The sequence below is a fragment of the Arthrobacter sp. PvP103 genome, assembly GCF_017833075.1.
Lineage (GTDB): Bacteria > Actinomycetota > Actinomycetes > Actinomycetales > Micrococcaceae > Arthrobacter.
Map to the genome: position 1 here is coordinate 3,022,682 of NZ_JAFIBQ010000001.1, position 22,811 is coordinate 3,045,492.

Below are 22,811 nucleotides of genomic sequence, written 5' to 3' on the forward strand. Positions count from 1 at the left end.
GCTGGGTCCGCCTACGGCTGGCTGAGCCTGACGGGTCGGCCGGCGTCGTCGAATCGGGCCCCCGCGCCCAGCTGGATGAACCGGACGGTGCGGAGTACCGCTTCGGGCGTGCCGTCGCCGCGGGCGGCACTGGAGGACAGTGTTCCGTGGATGAGCTGGGCCAATTGTGCGATGTCAGCCGGGGGAAGGTAGCCCTCTCCCATCGCATCGCGCAGGATGTCCTGCAGGAGGAGGCTCAGTTCGCCCACATGGTCTGCGAGCTTGGAAAAGGACGACGGCGAAAGGACTGCGGCCATGGCCGGGCCCGGCGGCAGGTGGCGGCGGCTGAGGTCCTCCACCTGCGCGCGGATGTAGAGCGCCAGGCGTTCCACCGGGTTCTCCAATGACTGCAGGGACTCCCGGAGGCCATCGAGGAAGCGCTCGGTTTCATCCAGTGCGTAGGCGATGAGCAGCTCTTCAATGTCCGCGTAGTAGTTGTACACGGCGGTGCGTCCGATGCCGGCATGGCGGGCGACATCCGTCATGGTCAGCCCGGGCAGGCCGTGGGTGAAGAGTAGTTCGCCGAAGCCGGTCAGGATGCGGCGTTGGGTCTCGGCTCGTTGGGCAGCATTCGTGGCGGCCGAAATCCTAGGCATACAGACACTTTACAGTGATCTGTCAGCAAACCTATTGGCGACAGCGGCGCGTCAGACGGCGCAGCCGTCCGGGCCGCACACTTCGGCACCGCCGTCGTTCCGTTTGCTTCCTTCGCTGCCCGGGGCGCCGGTGCCGGCCATGACGAGGGGCTGTTTCTCCTGCCACGCCTGGTTGAGTGCCTGGCTGAACATCGCCGACGGCTGGGCGCCGGAGAGCCCGAACTTCCGGTCGATCACGAAGAACGGCACACCGCTGATGCCCAGGGCACGTCCCTCCTCGAAGTCGAACCGGACGTCCTCGGCGTACTTGTCCGTGGTGAACAGCTCATCCAGCGCCCCGGCGTCAATCCCCAGGTCCCGTCCCAGGGAGGTGAGGTACTCGCGGCTGCCGATGTCCTTCCCGTGTTCAAAGTGGTCGCTCAGCAGGCGCTCCTTGGCGGCGTCCTGCTTGCCGTGCGCGGCGGCCAGGTGGATGAGCCGGTGTGCGGTGAAGCTGTTGGCGACCACCACGGTGTCAAACCGGTAATTGAGGCCCTCGCCCCTGGCCTTCTCCGCCACGTGTTCGAACATTTGTGAGACCTGCGCCGGGGCCATGCCCTTGCGGGTGCTCAGGTAGTCCAGTTCGGTGCCGTCATAGTGCTCGGGCAGGCCGGGATCGAGCTGGTAGCTGCGCCACTGCACCTCCACGGAATCGCGGTGCGGGAATTCGGCCAGGGCCGCTTCGAAACGGCGCTTGCCGATGTAGCACCAGGGGCAGGCGACGTCGGACCAGATCTCAATCTTCATGCTGGCAACAACCCCGCACCAGCGGCATCCATTCCCCGGCGGGCATGTAGCTTTGATCACTGGCGGGGGCGCGAACTGCCGGCTAATGACCTCAAAACGTGGATTTAAGGGGCTTAGCCGGGGCGAGGGACTGCCCGCTCCATGACGAAGTCGTGTTCCACCGTGGTTCCCAGGTTGAACGACTTGGTGCCGACTTTCCGGAACCCTGACTTCTCGTAGAAGCGGATGGCCTTGGCGTTCTGGCTGTTGACGCCCAGCCACATCCCGCGGGCACCGGCAGCTGCAGCCGCGTCCAGGCTGGCGTGCATCAGCTCGGCCGCGGCACCCAGCCCGTGGTGGTCCGGGTGGACGTAGCATTTGCTGAGCTCGGCCGACGGCAGGATGGTCAGTGCGGCCGCAACGTCCCGGTCGCCGGCCGGACGGTCCACGAGCATGCTGTAGCCGCGGAGGTCGCCGTCGGAATCGATCACCAGGACCGTGATGTCCGGGTCCGCCAGGTAGCCGTGGAACTTTGTCACGCTCAGGGTGTTGGCCAGGTGCGCGGCGATATCGTCCGCGGAGGATTCCGGCGGGCAGGCCAGCGGAAAGGTGACGGCGGCGAGCTCTGCCAGCCGGCCGGCGTCGTCCGCTGTTGCTTGGCGGATGGTGTGCGTCATGCCCAAAATCCTATGCCGCTAATTCCTTGACATTCATCGCTGCGCGTCTGGTGTGGCGTCGGCCGCGTAGCTGAGGCCGATCTGGCGGCGTATCTCGTCCATCGCTGTCATGACGGCAACGGTTTCGCTTGGAGGGAGGATGGTGCCGGCGGTATCGCCCGCGCGGACGAGGCGTTCCAGTTCTGCAGCCTGGTACTGCATACCGCGGCTGCTGACGGGCTGCTCAAAGCGTTCAATGACGCTGCCATCCGCGGCATGCACGGTGAACGGCACGGGGTTGTACCAGGTCGATTCGACGTCGATCCATCCTTCGGTCCCGATGACCATGGCCCGGTTGGCGCTGGCGGCGTCCAGTTCGCAGTCCACAATGGCCTGCTGGCCGCCGGCATAGTCAAAGATGGCTGCCGTCTGCCGGTCCACCCCCGTCGCGGTCATGGAGGCACTGGCGCGAATAGTCTCTGGCGTGCCCAGGATGTCGAACGCAAAGGAGACCGGGTAGATGCCAAGGTCCAGCAGCGCTCCGCCGCCCAGTGCAGGATCGTTCAGCCGGTGGGCAGGGTCCTGGGGCAGGCTCTGGTTGTGGCTGGCGACCACTTTCCGGACCTCGCCGATGGTGCCTTCCTGGATGATGGCGCGGAGGCGGATCATGTGCGGCAGGAACCGCGTCCACATGGCTTCCAGCGCCACGAGCCCCTTGGATTCCGCGAGCTCAGCAATGTCCTGTGCTTCGCGGGCGTTCATGGTGAACGGCTTCTCCACCAGCACGTGCTTGCCGGCATTCAACGCGAGTAGTGCGTTCGCGTGGTGGAAAGGGTGCGGCGTGGCGATGTAGACCACGTCAACCAGCGGGTCTGCCACCAAGTCCTCATAGCTGCCGTGTGCGCCCGCCACGCCGGACTGCTCAGCAAACGCCCTGCTCGAATCCAGGGCCCGGGAGCCGACGGCCTGGACGGTGAAGCCGTTGTCCAGCAGGTCCTGAGTTTGCAGGCCAGCGATGAATCCGGTGCCGAGGATTCCCCAGCGGAGGTGTCCGTCGGAAGTGCCGGTGGGTTGATTAGTCACGTACTTGGTCCTTTGGTGTGTCAGTGTTGCCGAGCGGATAGGCGACGTACGCGAAGCGTGCGGAATCGGGCGACCAGCTGTTGACGTTGAGGGTTCCCTGCCCGCCGAACAGCGGCCACGTGTGCAGCGGTGCGGTCCAGTCGCCGGTGGAGACAAGCACGACGTCGACCGGCAGATCCGCTGGGTGGCCCTCCGTGCCGGTGGGGAAGCGGATGTAACAGGCCAGCTCTCCGTCGGGGGAGAGATGCGGGAACCAGTCGACGGTGACGCTTTCAAGGAGGCGTTCGAAACCGCTGCCGTCAACCTGCACGCGGGCAAGCTGGGCATGGCCGGAGAGGGAGCTGAAGGACTCCGTGTTGAAGTAGAGCCACTGTCCGTCCGGCGAATATTCCGGCCCGTCGCAGTGGCCGGGGCCGACATCAACCGCGGCGGTTGTGCCGCCGTCGGACGGTATTGTCATGAGCCTGCCGGGCCGGGTGAAGTCCCCGGCCGCGATCCCCACGTAGGCGAGCTCACCGCCGTCCGGACTCACGCCGTGCAGGAAGTGGAAGGAGCCGTCGTCGTCGGTGATCCGCTGCCCCTCGCCGCCGTCAAGCGGGGCACGGTAGATGTGCCCGTCGTTGGCCGAGAGGAAGATGCCGGTGCCGCCAGGTGTCAGGACGTGGTCGTTGTTGAGGTCCGGGACGCCCGTCAGCGGGACTTCCGTGAGCCGTCCCCCGGAAACATCCAGCGTCCATAGTTTTCCGTCCCCGTTGAGGACCAGTGAACGGCCGTCGAGGGTCCAGTTGGGCGCTTCCAGGAGAACTTCGTCGGTGCTGAAAACCATTTCGGATTCGCCAGTGACGGACGCAATCCAGACCTCGCAGCGCTGACCGGGCTCAAGGGTTCGCAGCATGGCTAGAGCCTCGAGGGCGATGTGCCCGCGCACGCCGGGCACCAGTCGTTCCTGCGCCACACCTTGAGGAAATCCCCGACGTCGCCCACCCGGGTTAGTCCTTGCTGCTGAAGGCGGCGTCGAAGGAGGTCTGGGAGGCGGGGAAGTCGAACTTCTTCAGGGCGGCGAGGGCTTCGGGGGCGCCGTGGAGGCGGTCCATGCCGGCGTCTTCCCATTCGATGGAGATGGGACCGTCATAGCCGATCGCGGTGAGGGCGCGGAAGGACGATTCCCAGGGCACATCGCCGCGGCCTGCGGAGACGAAGTCCCAGCCGCGGCGGGGGTCGCCCCAGGGCAGGTGGGAGCCCATGACGGTGTTCCGGCCGGTGGGGCGGAGCTTGGTGTCCTTGCAGTCCACGTGGTAGATCCGGTCCTTGAAGTCCCAGATGAAGGAGACGGGGTCGATGCCCTGCCACATGAAGTGGGACGGGTCCCAGTTCAGGCCGAACGCTTCGCGGTGGCCGATCGCTTCGAGGGTGCGCACGGTGGTCCAGTAGTCGTAGGCGATCTCGGAGGGGTGGACTTCGTGGGCGAAGCGGACGCCGCATTCGTCGAAGACGTCCAGGATGGGGTTCCAGCGGTCCGCGAAGTCCTGGTACCCGGCCTGGATGACCTTCTCCGGAACCGGCGGGAACATCGCCACGTACTGCCAGATGGAGGAGCCGGTGAAGCCGACGACGGTGTCCACGCCGAGGGCTTTGGCGAGCCGGGCGGTGTGTTTCATTTCTTCGGCGGCGCGGGTGCGTACGCCTTCGGGGTCGCCGTCGCCCCAGACCTTGGATCCGACGATCGCTTCGTGGCGGAAGTCGATGGGGTCATCGCAGACGGCCTGGCCCTTGAGGTGGTTGGAGATGGCCCAGACCTTCAGGTTGTACTTTTCCAGGACGGCGAGCTTGGACTGGACGTAGCCGGGTTCGTCCCAGCGCCAGGCGTCGAGGTGGTCTCCGGACACGGCGATTTCGAGGCCGTCGTAGCCCCAGCCGGAGGCCAGGCGGGCGACTTCCTCGAAGGGGAGGTCGGCCCACTGGCCGGTGAACAGGGTGTACGGGCGGGGCATGTCAGGCTCCTTCAGTGGCGGGGACGGGGGAAGCGGCGAGCTGGATGATGGAGGACTTGGCGTTGGCGGATTCTTCGATGGCGGCCAGCACCCGCTGCACGGCCAGGCCCTCTTCGAACGACGGCGAGGGCGGGGTGCCGCCGTCGATTGCGGCCAGGAAGTCGCGGATTTCGTGCGTGAAGGTGTGTTCCCAGCCGATCACATGCCCCTGCGGCCACCAGGCAGCCATGTAGGGGTGTTCGGGTTCGTTGACCAGGATCCTGCGGAACCCCTGTTCGCGGACCGGAACGGTGGCGTCCAGGAAGCCGAGTTCGTTGATGGCTTCGAGGTCGAACAGCAGGGAGCCCTTGTCCCCGTAGATCTCCAGCTTCAGGGAGTTCTTCTGGCCCGTCGCCATGCGGGATACCTCCACCGAGGCGATGGTCCCGGAGTCCAGGGTGAGCGTGGCCCAGGCGGCGTCGTCGACCGTTACCTCTTCGGGGCCGTCCGCCCCGGGGCGGCTGGACACGAAGGTGTGCAGCCGGCCGGAGACCTCGGTGACGGTGCCGCCGAGCAGGAACATGACCTGGTCGATCGCGTGGGAGGCGATGTCGCCCAGCGCCCCGGACCCGGCGGTTTCCTTACGCAAACGCCAGGTCATCGGTGATTCGGCGTCCGTGAGCCAGTCCTGCAGGTACGCGGCGCGGACATGCCGGACCGTCCCGAGCCGGCCTTCGGAGATGAGTTCCTTCGCGAGGGCCAGTGCCGGGACACGGCGGTAGTTGAAACCGATCATGGACTGCACGCCGCGTTCCCGGGCGGCTCGGGCAGCGTCCGCCATGGCTTCGGCCTCGGCCAGGGTGTTGGCCAGGGGCTTCTCGACCAGGACATGTTTGCCTGCCTCGAGCGCCGCGATGGCAATCTCGGCATGCATCCAGCCCGGCGCGCAGATATCCACGACGTGGATGTCGTCCCGGTCAAGGACCGAGCGCCAGTCCGTCGCCGACTCGGCCCAGCCGTATCTCGCGGCGGCCGCCGCGACCTGCCCCGCGTCCCGGCCTACGAGCACTTTTTGCTCGAAGGCCGGGACATCGAAGTACGAGGCCACGTTGCGCCAGGCGTTCGAATGGGCCTTGCCCATAAACGCGTAGCCGATCATCGCCACACCCAGCGGCGGGTTGTCCGGGTTGGTGCCGTCCGTGCTTTCGGGGGAGTTCATTGCGTGAGTCCTAGAGAGTGGAAGCGGTGGGGTTCCAGTCCTCGGGGAGGGCCGGGGACGCGGGGGCAGAGCTTTCGACATTGACAAAGGTGCCGGATTCAACGGACTCGGAAATCGAGACCATGGTGTCCAGCACGTGGTAGGCGAGGTTGCCCGTGGCACGATGCGGTACCCCGGCCCGGATGGACCTGGCCATGTCCAGAACGCCCATGCCGCGGCCGTTGGACGGGCCGGTGGCGGGAATGACGGTCCACTCTTCGTCGCCCGCGCGCCAGAGCCGCACGTCGCCGTCGAAGTAGTTTGGATCCGGTAGGGAAATGGTGGCTTCCGTCCCGGTGATTTCCATGAAGCCCATCCGCTGCCGCGGCGACTCGAATGAGAAGACGCTGTGCGAGGACTGGCCGCCCTCGAACTGGGCCATCGCGGACACGTGGGTGGGCACCTCTACCGTGAATTCCTCGCCCAGCTTGGGGCCGGAGCCGATGACCCGGACTTCCTTGGACTTGGAGCCAATCGCAGCCACCTTGCGCACGGAACCGAACGTCTGGACCAGCGCGGTGAGGTAGTACGGGCCCATGTCGAACAGGGGTCCGGCGCCGTACTGGAAAAGGAACGCCGGATTCGGGTGCCAGGATTCCGGTCCCGGCGTCTGGAACGTGGTCATGGCGGTCAGCGGGGTGCCGATGTCGCCGCGTTCGATCAGCCGCCGGGCCGTCTGCAGACCGGCGCCGAGGAAGGTGTCCGGGGCGCAGCCGAGCCGCAGCCCTGCGGCATCGGCGGCCTTCAGCAGCCCCAGCCCGGATTCGCGGTCCAGTGAGAACGGCTTTTCGGTCCAGACGTGTTTGCCGGCGTTGACGGCGGCGGTCGCCACCTCCACGTGCGCGGCCGGGATGGTCAGGTTGACGATGATTTCGACGTCGGGATGGTTCAGGGCGGCGTCCACCCCGCCGTACTCGGCGATCCCGTATTCCTTCGCCCGTGCGGCTGCGGCGTCCTCGAAGAGGTCGGCGATGACATGGACCTTCAGGTCCGGGAAGACGGTCAGGTTGTCCAGGTACTGTTTGCTGATGTTTCCGGCGCCGATGACGGCGACGCCCACCGGGCCTTTCCTCATGGAAGAAGTGCTCATGCCCGTGCTCCTTCGGACTGGGCGCCTTCGCTGGCTCCGGCGTTCAGGAACTCCAGGCTCTGGGCGATGCCGTCGAAGATGTCGCCGGAGTAGTCGTCGAACTCCACCACGCCCATTTCCAGGGACTTGGCCGCACCGATGACGTCCCACACGGCGATTTTGCCCTGGCCGGCGGGCTGCTGCGCCTTGGTGTCCGTGTTGAGGGGGCCGTCCTTGATGTGGATGAACTTCACCCGGTCGCCGAGTTTGGTCAGGATGGCCACGGGGTCCTGGCCGCCGACGGCAACCCAGTAGGTGTCCACTTCCAAGACCAGTTCGGGGTCCAGGAGGTCGGCGAAATATTCCAGTGCCGTGCGGCCGTCGATGGTGGACTCCAGTTCCCAGGCGTGGTTGTGGTAGCCGACGCGGATGCCGTATTCGGCGCCCTTCTTCGCTGCAGCGTTGAGTTTCGCAGCCGTGGCCTGGATGTCCTCGGCCTTCTGCCAGTGCTCGGCCGGCAGGAACGGGTCGATGACGGTGCTGATGCCGAGTTCCTTGGCGGCGGCGAAGATCTCGTCCTGATCCTGGCTGAGCAGGGGAGCGTGGCCTGACGGTGCAGTGAGGCCGTTCTCTTTCAGGGCGGCGCCGAGCTCCTTGGCCGTGGCCACGAAGTTATAGGGCTCAACCTGGGTGAAGCCGACCTCAGCGACCTTTCGGATGGTGCCTGGCAGGTCTTCCTGGATGGCATTGCGCAGGGTGTAGAGCTGGAGTGAATAAGACATGTCGTTCCTTTGCGGTTGTACTAAAGGTTCTTCTAAAAGAGGCGTGCGGCGCTGGTTAGCGGCCGGCGAGGGATCCGCCGATGCCGCCGACGCTGAAGTACTTGTTCAGGGTGGCGAAGACGATGACGGGCGGGAGCATCATGACTACGGCCAGGGCCATGACGGAGGTCCAGTCGGTGGCGTTCTGCTGGAAGAAGGACTGGACGCCCATGGGGAGGGTGAAGATCTCGTTGGAGCGCAGGAAGACGATGGCTACGAGGTAGTCGTTCCAGGCCAGCAGGAAGGCGAAGATCGCGGTGGAGAGGATTCCGGGGAGTGAGTTGCGGAGTACCACTTTGGTGAAGGAGCCGAAGACGGAGCAGCCGTCGATCCAGGACGCTTCCTCGAGGCTGATGGGGATGGAGTCGAAGTAGGCGGCCATCATCCAGGTGGCTACGGTCATGGTGGAGCCGACGTAGATGATGGTAATGCCCAGAAGGTTGTCCACCAGACCCATGCCGGCGAAGAGGATGAACAGCGGGACCACTGAGGTGATGATGGGCAGGGACTGCATGACGAACAGCAGCAGGGAGTATCCGGAGACGGCTTTGGACCGGCCGCGGGAGAGGACGTAGCCGGCGGGTGCGGCGACGGCCACGGAGACTGTCACGGTGGCGAGTGTGGTGATGAGGCTGTTCTGCAGCCAGGTGGCGGCGAGGGTTCCGGAGAAGACGTTGGCGAGGTTTTCGAAGGTCAGGCCTTTGGCGGTGCTGGTCGGTCCGGGGGTGAAGGCGAGCACGACGGTGACCATGATGGGGACGAGGACTATTGCGGTGATGGCCAGGATCGCGACGAACCGCCACCATTGGCCGCGGTGGCCGGCTTCGGAGAGGACGCGTAGGTTTTTGGCCGGGCCGGCGACGCCGAGGACTGGGCCGGACTCGGGATGGGCGTGGACTGCTGCGCTCATTATTCGACGCTCGACTTTCGGATCTGGCGGTACAGGAGGACGGAGATGACTACCAGGGTCATGGTCATGAGGAAGGCGATGGCGACGCCGGGGCCGGTGGCGAAGTCCTGGAAGACCGTGCGGTAGGCCAGGACCACCAGGGAGGTGGTGGCGCTGACCGGGCCACCGCCGGTGAGCAGGTAGATAGTGGGGAAGTCGTTGACGCAGAAGATGGTCATCAGGATCCAGCTGATGTAGGTGGCGCGGGAATGCGGCCCACGATCTCCGTGGCGAAGTCCTCGAATCGAGGGTTCGGCGGAAGGACGATGGATGACCGGACGGTGTGGACCTGCTCCGGCAGTTCGCCCCAAGCGTCTTCCGCTGCCAGCCAACCCGGATCGAAGGTGTGCATGGCGCCCACGATGATGGGGACGCCGGTTTCGGCTGAAACGGCGGCGATGCGGGCCGCCTCTTCTCCGGTCATGGCGAACGGCTTCTCGCACAGCACGGCCTTCTTGCCGGCCCGGCAGCTGGCGATCACTTGCGTTGCGTGGAACTGGTGCGGACTGCAGATGGCCACAATGTCCACTGCGGGGTCCGCGAGGAGCTCTTCCATGCTGGTGCTGAACTTCGCACCAACCCTTCCGGCCACGGCTTCCGCCACAGCGGGGTCGACGTCCATGATGTGGCGGACATCAAGGATGTCCCCCAGCCGTGCGAGCGAAGGAAGGTGGATCGCCTGGGTCACAGGTCCGGCGCCCAGAATGCCGACGCCGAGGAGGGCCGGTGATGCCTGTGCTTGGCTCGACAAGTTGCTTACCTCTTTGTACTAGCTGGAGCGTTATGACCCGGACTTCGGCGGTGCCTCGTCTCAGTGACACCGCTCACACATCAAGCTAGAACGACTTTTGCCGATGGTCAAGCAAAAGTTGAAAAGTAATCGGCGATCTTTCGGTGGCGTGACATGCATAAGGCCTTCGTGCTATCTATGATTCATGAGTCCAACGTCCGGAAAAGAGACCGGCATCGACGCCGGAACCGATGCCGCGCCTGATGGTGCGGGGAGCCTTTCCCGGGCCGGCGACCTCTTCCAGCTGCTCCGCGACGGCAAGGCCCGCACCAGGGCCGAACTGGCCCTGACGACTGGCCTGGCACGGTCCACGGTGGCCGCCCGCATCGACGCGCTCATCTCCTCCGGACTGGTGGGCCCGGCCGGTGAGGCCAATTCCAGCGGTGGCAGGCCGCCGTCGCGCTTTGCCTTCAACCCCGCCGCCCGCTCTGTCCTGGCAGTCGACGTCGGCGCCACGCACGTGATCGTTGCCGTCACCGACCTAGGCGGCAACGTCCTTGCCGAACGGCGCCTGGCCCAGGACGTTGCCGTCGGTCCGGAAGCGGTACTGGGCCGTGTGGTCGAGGAAGGAAAAACACTCCTCAGTGAGGCAGGCCGGACAGCCGCGGACCTCGCCGGCATCGGGATCGGGCTGCCCGGCCCGGTGGAGCATGCCACCGGCATGCCGGTTAAGCCGCCCATCATGCCCGGCTGGGACGGGTTCGACGTGGTGCGTTACGTCCGGCGCTCGCTGCCGGTCCCCGTGCTGGTGGACAACGACGTCAACATCATGGCGCTCGGCGAACGCACGGCGTACTGGCCCGAACACGACAACTTCCTTTTCATCAAGGTGGCCACCGGCATCGGTGCAGGCATCATCAGCAGCGGCGAACTCCAGCGCGGCGCCAACGGAACGGCCGGGGACCTGGGCCATGTGAGGGTCCCGCGCGGGGACGAAGTCCTTTGCCGCTGCGGCAACTACGGCTGCCTCGAGGCACTGGCTTCGGGCCCCGCCGTCGCCCGAGAACTGGCCCGCCATGGGCTTCCGGCCGAGAAGGGAAGCGATGTGCTGCGACTCGTTGCCGAGGGAAACCTGCAGGCCATCCAGGCGCTCCGCCAGGCCGGCCGGGACGTCGGGGACGTACTGGCTACGGTGGTCAACCTGCTGAATCCGTCGGTGATCGTGATCGGCGGCAGCCTCGGCCAGGCGGGCGAGCACCTGATGGCGGGAGTGCGCGAAGTGGTTTACCGGCGGTCGCTGCCGCTGGCCACGTCACATCTTCGGATAGCCCTTTCGATGGCCGGGGACCAGGCCGCGATCCTTGGCGCCAGCCAGATGGTCACGCAACACGTGTTATCTCCTGCCGTGATAGAAGCCACCCTGCAGGCAACGGGATAACGTCCGTCATGTTGCCGCGGGCATGATAGCAATGATCTGATGACACGGATTCCCAGCTCCCTCACCAAACCGCAGCCCGCCTCATGACGGCGAACATCCTCGCCAGGGTCCCGCGCGGCTGGATCCTGCTGGCCAGCATCGGACTCATCGCGCTGAACATGCGCGGCCCGTTCGTGGCTGTGGCCCCGGTGGTTGGCCCGATGCAGCAGGACCTTGGGTTCTCACCCGTGGAACTGGGGCTGCTGACCGGCATTCCGGTGCTGTGCTTCTCGCTGGCGGCGCCGCTCGCGTCGTTTGCGGGCCGAAAACTCGGGGCGGAATTTGCCATCATGCTCACGCTGCTGGGCGTGCTGGCCGGCGTCATTGTCCGCTCGGCCGGAAACGGCGGCCTGGTGCTGTTCGGAACCGCGATCATCGGCGTGGCCATCACCATCGGCAACATCGCCGTTCCGCTGATCATCAGGCGGGACTTTTCGCCCCAGCGGCAGGGGACCGCCATGGGCATTTACACCGCGGCCCTGAACATCGGGTCCTTCCTCACGTCGGTGGTCACCGCGCCCCTGGCCGAGGTGGCCGGCTGGCGGCTCGCGCTGGCAGCCAGCGGGCTCTTCGCCGTGGCCGCCACAGTCTTCTGGGTGATGGCGGTGGGCCGGCAAGCCTTCGTTCCGTCCCCCGTCGAAGAGTCCGATCCCCGTCCCGCCGGCGGTCGGCCGGCGTCCCGCTGGATCACGGCCGGGCTGACGGCGGGCTTTGCCGGGCAGGCTTTCTCCTACTACGGCGTCACTGCCTGGCTGCCCACCTTCCTGATCGACGAACTGGGCATGGCGCCCTCCGCCGCCGGCGCCGGGTCCTCGCTCTTCCAGATCCTCGCCATTGTGGGCGGCCTCGGGGTGCCGATGGTGGCCAGGTTTGCCAGTACGACGGCGGTGGCGGTCACCCTGGGCTTGATGTGGCTGACCGTTCCACTTGGCCTGCTGCTCGCCCCGGAACTGTGGTGGCTCTGGTCCTCCGTGGGCGGCGCAGCGCAGGGCGGCGGCATCACTGTGATTTTTATTGCCATCATCAAGCTGGCCCGCGACCAGGCATCGGCAGGCCGGATGTCGGCCGTCGTCCAGGGCGTTGGCTACTCGGTAGGCGCTGTCGCCCCGACGCTCCTGGGCTACGTCCACGGGCTGTCCGGATCCTGGACCAACCCGCTGCTGCTGATCCTTGCATCGGTGGCGGCGTTCTTCCTGGGCACGACCCTCTCCGTCCGGAAGGTGCCGAAGACCCGCTGACGGGTCCCGCCGTCGTCGTACTTCACGCCCTTCAACAGAAGCGCGAACTGGCAGCTAATGCCCTCAAAACGAAGTTTCGGGTCATTAGCTGCCAGTTCGCGCTTAGTGGTTCTTCCGTTGCCGGGCCGCCGCCCCGGATTTCGGGGTGCCTGTTGCGGAGGGCATGGCAGCCCGGCGAACGGAAATCTTCTCGATTACCGCCGGATCAGGCGGCGACGAGCTCCGCGTCCTCCACGGGCTCCTCGGAACGGTCCCGGGCCTCGTGCAGGAAGCGGGCGTAGGCAGGCAGCGTCAGGAACGTGGGGAACGCATCGGCCAGGGTGACTTCCTCGAAGATGTCCCGCGCGTCGGCGAAACGGTCCCCTTCGAAGCGCTCCAGCCGGGAGAATTCCTCGTCCAGCAGCTCCTCCACCCAGTGGCGGGTGATGATTTCGCCTTCGTCGGTGATGGCGCGGGAGAAGATCCACTGCCACAGCTGCGAGCGGGAGATCTCCGCAGTGGCGGCATCTTCCATCAGGTTGTGGATGGCCACGGCACCGTTGCCGCGCAGCCAGGACTCGATGTAGCGGATGCCCACCTCGATGTTGTTCCGGATGCCCTGCTCGGTGATGGTGCCCTTCGTGGCGGCGATGTCCAGCAGCGCGCGATCGTCCGGGGTGACGTCCTCGCGGAGGCGGTCCAGCTGGTTCGGCTTTTCGCCGAGGACGGCGTCGAACACTTCGCGGCAGACGGGAACCAGGTCAGGGTGCGCCACCCAGGAGCCGTCAAAGCCGTCGTTGGCCTCGCGGGTCTTGTCCGCGCGGACCTTTTCGAAGGCGATCGCGTTAGCTTCCTCGTCCTTGCGGTTGGGGACGGCTGCGGCCATGCCGCCGATGGCCATCGCGCCGCGCTTGTGGCAGGCGCGGACCAGCTGCTCCGTGTAGGCGCGCATGAACGGGGCCGTCATGGTCACCTGCACGCGGTCCGGCAGGACAAAGCGGGGGCCGCGGGTGCGGAAGTTCTTGATCATGGAGAAGATGTAGTCCCAGCGGCCGGCATTCAGCCCCGCAGCGTGGTCGCGGAGCTCGTAGAGGATCTCTTCCATTTCGAAGGAGGCTGTGATGGTCTCGATCAGCACGGTGGCGCGGATGGTGCCCTGCGGGATGCCCAGCAGCTCCTGGGCGAGGATGAAGATGTCGTTCCACAGGCGTGCTTCGAGGTGGTTCTCGATCTTGGGCAGGTAGAAGTACGGGCCCTTGCCCTGGGCCAGCAGGCGGCGGGCGTTGTGGAAGAAGTACAGGCCGAAGTCCACGATGCCGCCGGCGATGGGTTCGCCGTCGATGAGCATGTGCTTCTCGGGCAGGTGCCAGCCGCGGGGGCGGACCACGATGGTGGGCAGTTCGCCGGCCGGGCGCAGCTTGTAGTCCTTGCCCTCGGGGGAGGTGAAGTCGATCCGGCGTTCCAGCGCGTCCGTCAGGTTGAGCTGGCCCTGGATCACGTTGCGCCACGACGGCGTGGAGGAGTCTTCCATATCAGCCAGCCACACCTTGGCGCCGGAGTTCAGCGCGTTGATGGTCATCTTCTTGTCCACCGGCCCGGTGATTTCGACACGGCGGTCCTCCAGGCCCGGAGCAGGCGGAGCAACGCGCCAGTTCGGGTCGTTCCGGACGGACTCGGTTTCGCGGAGGAAACGCGGATCCTGCCCCTTGGCGATCTCGGCCCGACGGTTGCGGCGGCCCTGGAGCAGCTCCTGCCGACGTTCCGTGGTGGCCCGGTGCAGCTTGGCAACAAACGCCAAAGCATCCGGAGTGAGAACTTCGCCCTGCCGGCAAATAGGCTGCGCGGTCAGCGTGATCCCGTTGATAGCGAAGTTGTCAGTGAAGCTGTTCATGAGAGTTCTCCTGGTGCAAGGCCCAACTGAGTCGCAGTAGGTGTCGTTTTGAGCCTCCAAAACGACACCTACTGCTATCTAGTTGGGGAAGAGTTAGTGGAACTGGCCCTCTTCGGTCGATCCGACCAATGCGAGGGTGGATGCGTTCGGGTTGAGCGCAGTTGCGATGTCGTCGAAGTAGCCGGTGCCGACTTCGCGCTGGTGCTTGGTCGCGGTGTAGCCGCGGGACTCGGAGGCGAATTCCTTTTCCTGGAGCTCGACGTAGGCGCTCATACCTTCACGGGCGTAACCGTGGGCGAGATCGAACATCGAGTAGTTCAGGGCGTGGAAGCCGGCCAGGGTGATGAACTGGAACGTGAAGCCCATGGCGCCGAGTTCACGCTGGAACTTGGCGATGGTGGCGTCGTCCAGGTGCTTGCGCCAGTTGAACGACGGCGAGCAGTTGTAGGAAAGCATCTGGTCCGGGAACTCGGCCTTGACGGCTTCGGCGAACTTACGGGCAAGTTCGAGGTCCGGAGTGCCCGTCTCCATCCAGATGAGGTCGGAGTAAGGGGCATAGGCCTTGGCGCGGGCGATGCAGGGTTCGATGCCGTTGCGGACCTTGTAGAAGCCTTCCGGGGTGCGGACCGGCTGTCCGCCTTCGCGGAGGATGAATTCCTGGTCGCGCTCGTCGACGTCGGAGGTGATCAGGGTTGCCGCCTCGGCGTCGGTGCGGGCGATGACCACGGACGGGGTGCCGGCGACGTCGGCGGCCAGGCGGGCCGCGTTCAGGGTGCGGACGTGCTGCTGGGTGGGGATGAGCACCTTGCCGCCGAGGTGGCCGCACTTCTTCTCGGAAGCGAGCTGGTCCTCCCAGTGAACGCCTGAGGCGCCGGCCTGGATCATGGACTTCATCAGTTCGTAGGCGTTGAGCGGGCCGCCGAAGCCGGCCTCGGCGTCAGCGACGATCGGCACCATCCAGTCCTCGACGGTCTGGATGCCTTCGGAGAACTCGATCTGATCGGCGCGGAGGAGGGCATTGTTGATCCGGCGGACCACCGTGGGAACGGAATTGGCCGGGTACAGCGACTGGTCCGGGTAAGTGTGGCCGGAGTTGTTGGCGTCCGCGGCAACCTGCCAGCCGGAGAGGTAGATGGCGCGGAGGCCGGCCTTGACCTGCTGCACGGCCTGGTTGCCGGTGAGGGCGCCGAGGGCGTTGGTGTAGCCGCCGGTCTTGTGCTCTTCGGTCAGCTGCTTCCACAGCTTCTCGGAGCCGCGGCGGGCCAGGGTGTGCTCTTCGGAGACGCGGCCGCGGAGGCGGACGACGTCGGAAGCCTTGTAGTCCCGGGTCACACCTTCCCAGCGCGGGTTGGCGGCCCACTCGAGCTCCAGTGCGGCGGCCTGCTGCTCGGGCGTCTGCTGGGTGGGCTCAAATGCTGCAGTCATCTTTGTCTCCTTGTTTGTGCTCCGGGGTGTCCTGGCCGGTCCCGCCCTGCGCCTTTGCAGAGGGGGACCGGCTGGACCGGTGCGGTGTTTCTTTCCGTGAGATCTACTTTTCTGCACTTTCAAGCGGGTTACTAGAGGAAAACCGTGGAAAGAAATGCGTTTCTTCGCGTATGCTCAATAAATGTCGCCTACGAGCTGGAACCGCAAAGCCGCCACCCCGCCGTCGTCCCCTGCAACCGCGGAACTGGACGTCATCAGCCTGGGCCGCCGCGTACGCCACCTGCGCAAAGCGGCGGCGATGACCCTCGATGACCTGAGTGCCGCCGTCGGGACCGCGCCGAGCCAGCTGAGCCTGATCGAGAACGGGAAGCGGGAGCCCAAACTTGGCCTGCTGCAGCAGCTGGCCGCCGCGCTGAATGTCAGCATCGACCAGCTGCTCGGGGCGGAGCCGCCCAACCGGCGGGCGGCCCTGGAGATCGAGCTGGAACGTTACCAGCGCAGCCCCCTCTACGAGTCCCTGAACCTGCCCAAAATCCGCATCAGCTCGCGGCTTCCGATGGATGTGCTGGAATCTATGGTGGGCCTGCAGCATGAGCTGGAGCGCAGGCTCAACGAACAAGTGGCGACGCCGGAGGAGGCCCGCCGCGCCAACGCAGAGCTGCGGGCCATGATGCGCGAACGCAACAACTACTTCCCTGAGTACGAGGCGGAGGCGCAGAAGGTCCTGGCGTCCGTGGGGCACAAGAACGGCCCGCTGTCCCATCACGTCATTGCCGACATTGCCGGGCACCTCGGTTTCAGCCTCCACCACGTGGGCGATCTGCCGCATTCCACCCGCTCCGTGACGGATCTTAAGAACCGCCGAATTTACCTCACGCAAAACCAGCGCTCGGATCATGACCCCCGTTCGGTGCTGCTGCAGGCACTGGGCCACTACGTTCTGGGCCACCAGACGCCGTCGAACTACGGGGACTTCCTGATGCAGCGCGTGGCCACGAACTACTTCGCAGCCGCGCTGATGCTGCCTGAGCAGGCCACCGTGGAGTTCCTGCAGAAAGCCAAGCAGGCCAAGGAGATCGCCGTGGAGGACATCCGCGACGCCTTCGCCGTGTCCTACGAAACCGCTGCACACCGGTTCACCAACCTGGCCACCCAGCACCTGGACATCCGCACGCACTTCCAGAAAACGCACAAGAGCGGCATCATCTACAAGGCCTACGAGAACGACGGCGTGACGTTCCCGCAGGATCACACCGGCGCCATTGAGGGCCAGCCCTCGTGCAAGAACTGGACATCGCGGGTGGTGTTCGATGTGCCGGACAAGTTCAGCGCGTACAACCAGTACACGGATACACCGGCGGGAACCTACTGGTGCACGGCACGGACCGAGCGCTCGGCCAACGGTGAATTTTCACTCTCCGTCGGCGTCCCGTACGCGCAGGTGAAGTGGTTCCGCGGCCGGGATACGACCGAACGGTCCAAGTCCACCTGCCCGGACGAGAGTTGCTGCCGCCGTCCGCCGGCGTCGCTGACGTCTGAGTGGGCGGGCAACGCCTGGCCGTCGGCGCGGGCGCACTCGCACCTGCTCGCCGCGATGCCGCCGGGCGCCTTCCCCGGCGTGGACGAGACCGAGGTCTACTCGTTCCTGCAGGCGCACTCGGGAAGCTGAACAAACCCTCTATCACTTCTGGCCGTGTTCCCGCAGACGCTCTCTCACTTTCTTGGGGAAAGTGAGAGAGCGTTGCCGCATTTGCTGCCGGAGGTGAGGGAGCGTCTTGCTTTACCCGTGCAGTTCCCGGTAGGCGGCAGCGGCTGCGGGGTGCAACGGCAGGCCGGCCGTGTTGATCAGCGATTCCGGGCTCAGGAACTGGACTCCCATGCTGGAGCGGGGGATCAGTTCCTCGGCGTGGTCCACCAGCAGTTCGACGGTTCTCTTCACTGTCCGCTCATCCAGGTCACTGCGGCACAGGAGCAGATTGGCCACACCCACTGCCCAGACAGCCGGAATGCCCTCGTAGGCGCCTTCCGGGATCAGGACCCGGTCGTAGAACGCGCCGTACTTGGTCCGCAGTTTGGGCAGCAGCGGGGAGAGGTCCAGGAATCCGAGCCCGACCTCATGGTGGGTGGCGGCAATGGCGGCCGTAGGCACCCCGCCGGACCAGAACAGCGCGTCCACCGACCCGTCCTGCAGCGCCGCAAGCCCCGCGTTGAGTCCGAGGTTCAGGACGGTGACCGTCTTGCCGCCATTTGCGGCGGGCGCGGCGCCCACAGCCACGGAAGCCAGCCCGGCGGCCTCCAGCAGGCGCGGAGTGGTAAGCGACGTCCCTGAACCGGGCTCGCCGACAGCCACGGTCCGGCCAGCCAGTTCCGTGAGGGTCCTTATGCCGCCAGCCCTCCGGACGACGCAGTGGACGTAGTTTTCGTACACCCTTCCAAGGGCCGCGATTCCCGCGTCCGACGGGCCGCCCGCCGGCATCTTCTGTGCCGCGGCATCCGCGAGTGCGACGGCGAACGTCGCTTGCCCCGTCAGGAGCTGCCGCAGGTTGTCGAGGCTGCCACCGGTGGTCAGGGCTGAAGCGCTGCCGGCCACGCCATGGCGCTGGATGGACTCCGCCAGCAGCGTTGCAAATTCAAGGTAGAAGCCTCCCGGCTCACCCCCTGCCACGGTGACGGTGCCTGGCTTGTCCTCGGCAGTGCAGGCGGTGAGGGCCGGGATGAGCAGTCCGGCCAGGCCAGCGGCCAGCCCGGCCTTGAGGGCGGCCCTCCGTGGCGGCAGGCTTCCAGCCAGGTCAGTCATGCCGGTCATGAAAGGGCCTCCGGCCCCTGGGAAGCCATGGCGCGCGGAAACTCGATGCGCGCGGTCAGGCCGTGGGGCGACGTTTCCGTCAGAAGCAGCCGGCCCCCGTTGGCTCCCGCAAGTTTGTCCACAATGGTCATGCCCAGGCCGTTGCCACGGATCTCACGGTGCTGCGGGGAGCGCCAAAAGCGGCTGGTAGCAGCAGCCCGTTCCTCAGCGGAAAGCCCGGGGCCGGTATCGGAGACCTCTACGGCAACCGCATCCTGGCGTACGCGGACTGCCACGGATATTCGGGCGCCGGCGGCGTATTTGATGGCGTTATTGATCAGTTCCCCCACCATCTGGGCCAGTTCTGCGGCGTTGCAGGCGATGTGCGCCGCCGGGTCCGGCGGATCCTCCAGCAGGATCGACGAGCCGCCGCGCCGTGCCGCAGGTCCTGCCCGTTCGGTCTCTTCCTGCAGGACAGGGTACGGATCAATAACGGCACGGAACCCGCGCGAAGGGGCCCCCGGCGGGCCTCCGGCAGAGTCTTCGAAGGCCCTGTGCTCGGCCGTCGCCAGCTTCAATACCCCGTCAAGGATCTCTTCCACACGTTCGAGTTCCGCCAGGACTCCGGCCGCCGCATTGTGCTCCCGGGCTGTCTGCAGTTCAAGCTGCAGCAGGTCGATCCTCAAGCGCAGGGCGCCGACGGGGTTGCGCAGCTGGTGGGAGGTGTCGGCAATCAGCTGGCGCTGGGAGTCGATGCTGTCGCTGACCGTCCGGGCCATCCTGGTAAAGGACCGGCTCAGCTCCCGAAGCTCCGGCGGCCCGTCCTCCGGAAGCCGGCTGCTCCTGCCTGTTGCCTCAAGCTCGGTCACCGCCGAATTCAGGCGGTGTACCGGACGCAGTACCCAGCGCGTCACCCGGGCCGCACCGAGGAGGAGCACTGCAGCGAGGGCGGCCGCCGCCACTCCGACGAGAAGCCACCGTTCCCGGAGTTTCTGCCGGGCCGCATCCAGATTGACCTCCAAAACCGCCTCGCCAAGAACCTGGCTTGCGCTGCCGAAGGAGCGTGAGATCACCTCAGAACCGGTTCCGAACGGCTGAATCTGACTGAGCGTGGTGTCGCTAAGGTTCAGCTTTGCCCGGGCAACAGCATCGCGGACGTCTGCCCTGTCCTCGCTCAGGCCGCCTGAGCGCAGGGTGCCCTGCTGGAGGCGGATCAGCACCCCCTCACCGTACAGTTCCGAGTACCTGTCCATCTCTGCCTGCAGCTGGATGGATTCACCGTCGTTCGCGGCGTCGAACGCCACCTGCGCGAGCCTGTTGAGCGCAGCCGCCCGGTTGATCTGGAGTTCCTGGGTGAGCTCCCGGCTGGCCGAGGTCAGGAGGGCGGTGGAGGCGAAGATGACGATGAGGACAGACAGCACACTCAGGACTCCGAGGACACGCAGCTTCACGCAGGATCCGCCTCGACCCGATAGCCCACACCGCGCACATTGATGATGAAGCCGGGGAGCTGGAGCTTTGCCCGGAGACCCGTCAGATGCACGTCAAGGGACCGCGACGACGCCAGGAAGGCGTCCCCCCACAGCGCATCCAGGATCTGCTCCCGGGTGACCACTGAACCGGCATGGCCGGCCAGGAGTGCGAGCAGGTCGAATTCGGTGGCGGTCAGAGGCAGGACCCTGGGACCGACCGCGGCCACGCGCCGTTCGAGGTCCACTTCGAGTTCGCCCAGCACGATGCTCCGCTGCCTGCTGTCCTTGCTGCGGCCTGCACGCCTCGTCACGGCTTCGATGCGGGCAAGCAGTTCAACCAGTTTCACCGGCTTGACGAGGTAGTCATCGGCTCCCGACCGCAGGCCAAGGACCACGCTGCGCTCGTCGTCGCGGGCGGTGAGGATGAGGATCGGGACCGGTGTGACCTGGCGGAGCTTCCGCAGCACGTCGAGGCCGTCCATGTCCGGCAGCCCCAGGTCCAGCAGGATGACCTCGAACCGGCGGTGCTCAAGGAGCGCGTCAGCCCCGCGGGCAACCCGGGACGCCGTGTGTCCGGCGGAAACCACCGCCGCATCGAGGGCGGACGCCATCGCGTCGTCGTCCTCGACGATGAGCACATCCATTGCCTGGTCCTGTTCGTTGACGGGGCATCTTCGATCTGCCCGCTGTGGAGATTATCCCTTGTCCCGGCGAAACCTAAGGAAGTGTTAGGAATTCCCCCTTTACGTAGCTAGTGGGGTGGATCACCCATAGCGTGGATGGGTCCTCGGCTTTCGGAGGACCGTCAATGTCGAGGAGGAACCATGAGCAATGTTGCCATGGACAGCACAGGATTTTGCCCGGAACGGTTGCCGGGAGCACAGCCAAGCGAGGTTCAGCGATGAGCACCCAGCAAGCCGAAGTCCAGAGTGAGTCAGCCCAGACCCGCCGCGCCGTGAGCAATATCCTCAAAGGCTCGGCCGGCAACCTGGTGGAATGGTACGACCTCTACGTCTACACAGTCTTTGCCGCATATTTCCAGTCCCACTTCTTCAATTCCAAGGACGAGCTGCAGGCCGGCCTGGAGGCGATGGCCGTCTTCTCGACGTCGTTCCTGATGCGCCCCATCGGCGCCTGGTTCTTCGGCCGGTACGCGGACCGCAAGGGCCGGAAGGCGGCGCTGACGCTCAGCGTGACGCTGATGTCGGCAGGTTCCTTCGCCATCGCGCTCCTGCCCACAACGCAGCAGGTCGGCGTCTGGGCACTGGTGCTGCTGATACTCATCCGCCTGATCCAGGGGTTCTCCGTGGGCGGGGAGTACGGCACCAGCGCCACCTACATGTCCGAGGCCGCCACGTCCAAGCGCCGCGGCTTCTTCTCCAGCTTCCAGTACGTGACCCTGATCGGCGGCCAGATGATGGCCTTGCTGGTCCTCGTCATCCTGCAGAACGTCATGCCGAAGGGCGACCTGACTGAGTGGGGCTGGCGTATTCCGTTTGCCATCGGCGGCGTAGCTGCGCTGGTGGTTCTGTGGCTGCGGCGCTCAATGGAGGAGACGGTATCGGCTGAGCAGGTCGAAGCCGCCAAGATCCCGGCCGTTGCGGGCGTCGCGCAGCCCGGCACCATGAGGCTGCTGTTCACGCAGTACTGGAAGCCGCTGCTGATCTGCATCGGCGTCACCCTCGGCGGCACCGTGGCGTTCTACACGTACACCAACTTCATCCTGAAGTTCATGAACGACACCTCCGGCATCGCCAAGACCGACACCTCGGTGATCAACTTCTGGGCCCTCTTCATCTTCATGCTGCTCCAGCCCGTTTACGGCCTGATCTCGGACAAGGTGGGCCGCAAGCCGCTGCTGCTGTGGTTCGGCATCACCGGCGTCCTCTTCACCTGGCCGCTGCTCTCCACGCTCTCCAACACCAAGGACCCGTTCACGGCGTTCCTGCTGATGATGGGCGGCCTGCTGATCGTTGGCGGCTATACCTCCATCAATGCCCTGGTGAAGGCGGAGCTGTTCCCCGCGTCCATCCGCGCACTCGGCGTCGGCCTGGGCTACGCGATCGCCAACTCGCTCTTCGGCGGAACCGTCCCGCTGATCGGCGCCGCGTTCCAGAAGGCCGAGCGGGTGGACCTGTTCTTCACCTACGTCACCGTGGCCATCGCCATCTCGCTGGTCGTCTACATCTTCGCACTCAGGAACAAGAAGGCCACCCACCTCGATCACGAACAGGGCCACGCCTGGTCCCAGACCCGCAAGGATGACGACAAGGACAAGGACCTCCTCAACGTCTGACCGGTTACAGTACGGCGGCCGTAAGGTGCGGGGAGCGAAAGTACGACGGCGGGCGGCAGCCCAGCAGCCCCCCGCCCCGGACGCTCTCTCAGATCCTGCGGTAAATCCCGGGACGCTCTCTCACTTTCTTAGGGAAAGTGAGAGAGCGTCCCGGGTTTTCTTGCCTTAAGTGAGAGAGCGTTCAGCCGGTAGGGGGTCCCCGGCGGCGGCCGACGTCGTCGGCTGCTGAGAACCTGGCGGCTGACAGCCTGGGAGGCGCCCCAAGGCGGGCGGACTATATTGGCCCTGTCAGCTCATCAAACCTGATCGCGG

Annotated in this window: 19 protein-coding genes and 2 pseudogenes; 4 read left to right on the forward strand and 17 right to left on the reverse strand. The window is 65.8% G+C overall.

From position 1 onward, the window contains the following. Nucleotides 1-11 precede the first annotated feature (11 nt). From JOE41_RS13980 to JOE41_RS14035, 12 genes and pseudogenes are all read right to left on the reverse strand, one after another. Nucleotides 12-635, reverse strand: coding sequence for a TetR/AcrR family transcriptional regulator (locus JOE41_RS13980; RefSeq protein WP_011690434.1), 624 nt, complete (start codon nt 633-635; stop codon nt 12-14). Between the two features lie 51 nt (nt 636-686). Further along, nucleotides 687-1,421, reverse strand: coding sequence for a DsbA family oxidoreductase (locus JOE41_RS13985; protein WP_209752691.1), 735 nt, complete (start codon nt 1,419-1,421; stop codon nt 687-689). Between the two features lie 113 nt (nt 1,422-1,534). Further along, a complete protein-coding gene (locus JOE41_RS13990) occupies nt 1,535-2,077 on the reverse strand; it encodes a GNAT family N-acetyltransferase (protein WP_209752692.1) in 543 nt (180 codons plus the stop codon). Between the two features lie 33 nt (nt 2,078-2,110). After that, nucleotides 2,111-3,139: a Gfo/Idh/MocA family protein gene (locus JOE41_RS13995; RefSeq protein ID WP_209752693.1), complete on the reverse strand. Its 1,029-nt coding sequence runs from the start codon at nt 3,137-3,139 to the stop codon at nt 2,111-2,113. After that, a complete protein-coding gene (locus JOE41_RS14000; RefSeq protein ID WP_209753637.1) occupies nt 3,132-4,034 on the reverse strand; it encodes a PD40 domain-containing protein in 903 nt (300 codons plus the stop codon). The genes JOE41_RS13995 and JOE41_RS14000 overlap by 8 nt, the downstream gene beginning before the upstream one ends. Nucleotides 4,035-4,128: 94 nt before the next feature. Further along, entirely contained in the window at nt 4,129-5,130 is a 1,002-nt protein-coding gene (locus JOE41_RS14005; RefSeq protein WP_209752694.1) for a sugar phosphate isomerase/epimerase, read from the reverse strand. Nucleotide 5,131: 1 nt separating this feature from the next. Next, the gene (locus JOE41_RS14010; protein ID WP_209752695.1) at nt 5,132-6,328 is read right to left on the reverse strand and encodes a Gfo/Idh/MocA family protein; all 1,197 of its coding nucleotides are present in this window, start codon (nt 6,326-6,328) and stop codon (nt 5,132-5,134) included. A gap of 10 nt (nt 6,329-6,338) precedes the next feature. Then, nucleotides 6,339-7,457, reverse strand: coding sequence for a Gfo/Idh/MocA family protein (locus tag JOE41_RS14015; protein WP_209752696.1), 1,119 nt, complete (start codon nt 7,455-7,457; stop codon nt 6,339-6,341). Continuing rightward, a complete protein-coding gene (locus JOE41_RS14020; protein ID WP_209752697.1) occupies nt 7,454-8,218 on the reverse strand; it encodes a sugar phosphate isomerase/epimerase in 765 nt (254 codons plus the stop codon). Before JOE41_RS14020 ends, JOE41_RS14015 begins: the two co-directional genes overlap by 4 nt. 55 nt (nt 8,219-8,273) lie before the next feature. After that, nucleotides 8,274-9,167 (reverse strand): carbohydrate ABC transporter permease, encoded by an 894-nt coding sequence (locus tag JOE41_RS14025; RefSeq protein ID WP_011690443.1) that lies wholly within the window; start codon nt 9,165-9,167, stop codon nt 8,274-8,276. Further along, a pseudogene (locus JOE41_RS14030) lies at nt 9,167-9,415 on the reverse strand (sugar ABC transporter permease); the annotation flags it as partial. The pseudogene JOE41_RS14030 and the gene JOE41_RS14025, both read right to left, overlap by 1 nt. Beyond that, nucleotides 9,406-9,957: pseudogene (locus tag JOE41_RS14035) on the reverse strand (Gfo/Idh/MocA family protein); the annotation flags it as partial. The pseudogenes JOE41_RS14035 and JOE41_RS14030, both read right to left, overlap by 10 nt. 184 nt (nt 9,958-10,141) lie before the next feature. Between JOE41_RS14035 and JOE41_RS14040 the strand changes: the two are divergent. Both JOE41_RS14040 and JOE41_RS14045 read left to right on the forward strand, forming a co-directional pair. Beyond that, the gene (locus JOE41_RS14040; protein ID WP_209752698.1) at nt 10,142-11,374 is read left to right on the forward strand and encodes an ROK family transcriptional regulator; all 1,233 of its coding nucleotides are present in this window, start codon (nt 10,142-10,144) and stop codon (nt 11,372-11,374) included. 83 nt (nt 11,375-11,457) lie between these two features. Next, nucleotides 11,458-12,651: a CynX/NimT family MFS transporter gene (locus JOE41_RS14045; RefSeq protein WP_209752699.1), complete on the forward strand. Its 1,194-nt coding sequence runs from the start codon at nt 11,458-11,460 to the stop codon at nt 12,649-12,651. A 205-nt stretch (nt 12,652-12,856) separates the two neighbouring features. Here the strand turns inward: JOE41_RS14045 and aceB are convergent, their stop codons facing one another. Then, a complete protein-coding gene (gene aceB, locus JOE41_RS14050; RefSeq protein ID WP_209752700.1) occupies nt 12,857-14,521 on the reverse strand; it encodes a malate synthase A in 1,665 nt (554 codons plus the stop codon). A gap of 93 nt (nt 14,522-14,614) precedes the next feature. Next, nucleotides 14,615-15,946 (reverse strand): isocitrate lyase, encoded by a 1,332-nt coding sequence (gene aceA, locus JOE41_RS14055; protein WP_011690451.1) that lies wholly within the window; start codon nt 15,944-15,946, stop codon nt 14,615-14,617. Between the two features lie 181 nt (nt 15,947-16,127). Between aceA and JOE41_RS14060 the strand changes: the two genes are divergently transcribed. Further along, on the forward strand, nt 16,128-17,615 hold the full coding sequence (locus tag JOE41_RS14060; RefSeq protein WP_011690452.1) for a helix-turn-helix transcriptional regulator: 1,488 nt from the start codon (nt 16,128-16,130) through the stop codon (nt 17,613-17,615). A 111-nt stretch (nt 17,616-17,726) separates the two neighbouring features. On the opposite strand, the gene JOE41_RS14065 is transcribed toward JOE41_RS14060, so the two are convergent. Genes JOE41_RS14065 through JOE41_RS14075 form a run of 3 tightly spaced genes read right to left on the reverse strand, consistent with a single transcriptional unit; the run spans nt 17,727 to nt 20,847 of the window. Continuing rightward, entirely contained in the window at nt 17,727-18,752 is a 1,026-nt protein-coding gene (locus JOE41_RS14065) for a TAXI family TRAP transporter solute-binding subunit (RefSeq protein WP_011690453.1), read from the reverse strand. Next, the gene (locus JOE41_RS14070) at nt 18,749-20,182 is read right to left on the reverse strand and encodes a HAMP domain-containing sensor histidine kinase (protein ID WP_209752701.1); all 1,434 of its coding nucleotides are present in this window, start codon (nt 20,180-20,182) and stop codon (nt 18,749-18,751) included. The genes JOE41_RS14065 and JOE41_RS14070 overlap by 4 nt, the downstream gene beginning before the upstream one ends. After that, nucleotides 20,179-20,847, reverse strand: coding sequence for a response regulator transcription factor (locus JOE41_RS14075; protein WP_011690455.1), 669 nt, complete (start codon nt 20,845-20,847; stop codon nt 20,179-20,181). The genes JOE41_RS14070 and JOE41_RS14075 overlap by 4 nt, the downstream gene beginning before the upstream one ends. Before the next feature lie 257 nt (nt 20,848-21,104). Here JOE41_RS14075 and JOE41_RS14080 point away from each other — a divergent pair, with 257 nt between their 5' ends. Then, nucleotides 21,105-22,499, forward strand: a complete 1,395-nt coding sequence (locus tag JOE41_RS14080; protein WP_209752702.1) for an MFS transporter — start codon at nt 21,105-21,107, stop codon at nt 22,497-22,499. The last annotated feature ends 312 nt before the right edge of the window (nt 22,500-22,811 follow it).

Coding starts and splice junctions, on each gene's coding strand:
- JOE41_RS14045 (WP_209752699.1), top strand. CDS start 11,458: ATGACGGCGAACATCCTCGCCAGGGTCCCGCGCGGCTGGATCCTGCTG.
- aceA (WP_011690451.1), bottom strand. CDS start 15,946: ATGACTGCAGCATTTGAGCCCACCCAGCAGACGCCCGAGCAGCAGGCC.
- JOE41_RS14005 (WP_209752694.1), bottom strand. CDS start 5,130: ATGCCCCGCCCGTACACCCTGTTCACCGGCCAGTGGGCCGACCTCCCC.
- JOE41_RS14015 (WP_209752696.1), bottom strand. CDS start 7,457: ATGAGCACTTCTTCCATGAGGAAAGGCCCGGTGGGCGTCGCCGTCATC.
- JOE41_RS14025 (WP_011690443.1), bottom strand. CDS start 9,167: ATGAGCGCAGCAGTCCACGCCCATCCCGAGTCCGGCCCAGTCCTCGGC.
- aceB (WP_209752700.1), bottom strand. CDS start 14,521: ATGAACAGCTTCACTGACAACTTCGCTATCAACGGGATCACGCTGACC.
- JOE41_RS14000 (WP_209753637.1), bottom strand. CDS start 4,034: ATGCTGCGAACCCTTGAGCCCGGTCAGCGCTGCGAGGTCTGGATTGCG.
- JOE41_RS13990 (WP_209752692.1), bottom strand. CDS start 2,077: ATGACGCACACCATCCGCCAAGCAACAGCGGACGACGCCGGCCGGCTG.
- JOE41_RS13980 (WP_011690434.1), bottom strand. CDS start 635: ATGCCTAGGATTTCGGCCGCCACGAATGCTGCCCAACGAGCCGAGACC.
- JOE41_RS14075 (WP_011690455.1), bottom strand. CDS start 20,847: ATGGATGTGCTCATCGTCGAGGACGACGACGCGATGGCGTCCGCCCTC.
- JOE41_RS14080 (WP_209752702.1), top strand. CDS start 21,105: ATGAGCACCCAGCAAGCCGAAGTCCAGAGTGAGTCAGCCCAGACCCGC.
- JOE41_RS14065 (WP_011690453.1), bottom strand. CDS start 18,752: ATGACCGGCATGACTGACCTGGCTGGAAGCCTGCCGCCACGGAGGGCC.
- JOE41_RS14040 (WP_209752698.1), top strand. CDS start 10,142: ATGAGTCCAACGTCCGGAAAAGAGACCGGCATCGACGCCGGAACCGAT.
- JOE41_RS14020 (WP_209752697.1), bottom strand. CDS start 8,218: ATGTCTTATTCACTCCAGCTCTACACCCTGCGCAATGCCATCCAGGAA.
- JOE41_RS14060 (WP_011690452.1), top strand. CDS start 16,128: ATGTCGCCTACGAGCTGGAACCGCAAAGCCGCCACCCCGCCGTCGTCC.
- JOE41_RS14010 (WP_209752695.1), bottom strand. CDS start 6,328: ATGAACTCCCCCGAAAGCACGGACGGCACCAACCCGGACAACCCGCCG.
- JOE41_RS13985 (WP_209752691.1), bottom strand. CDS start 1,421: ATGAAGATTGAGATCTGGTCCGACGTCGCCTGCCCCTGGTGCTACATC.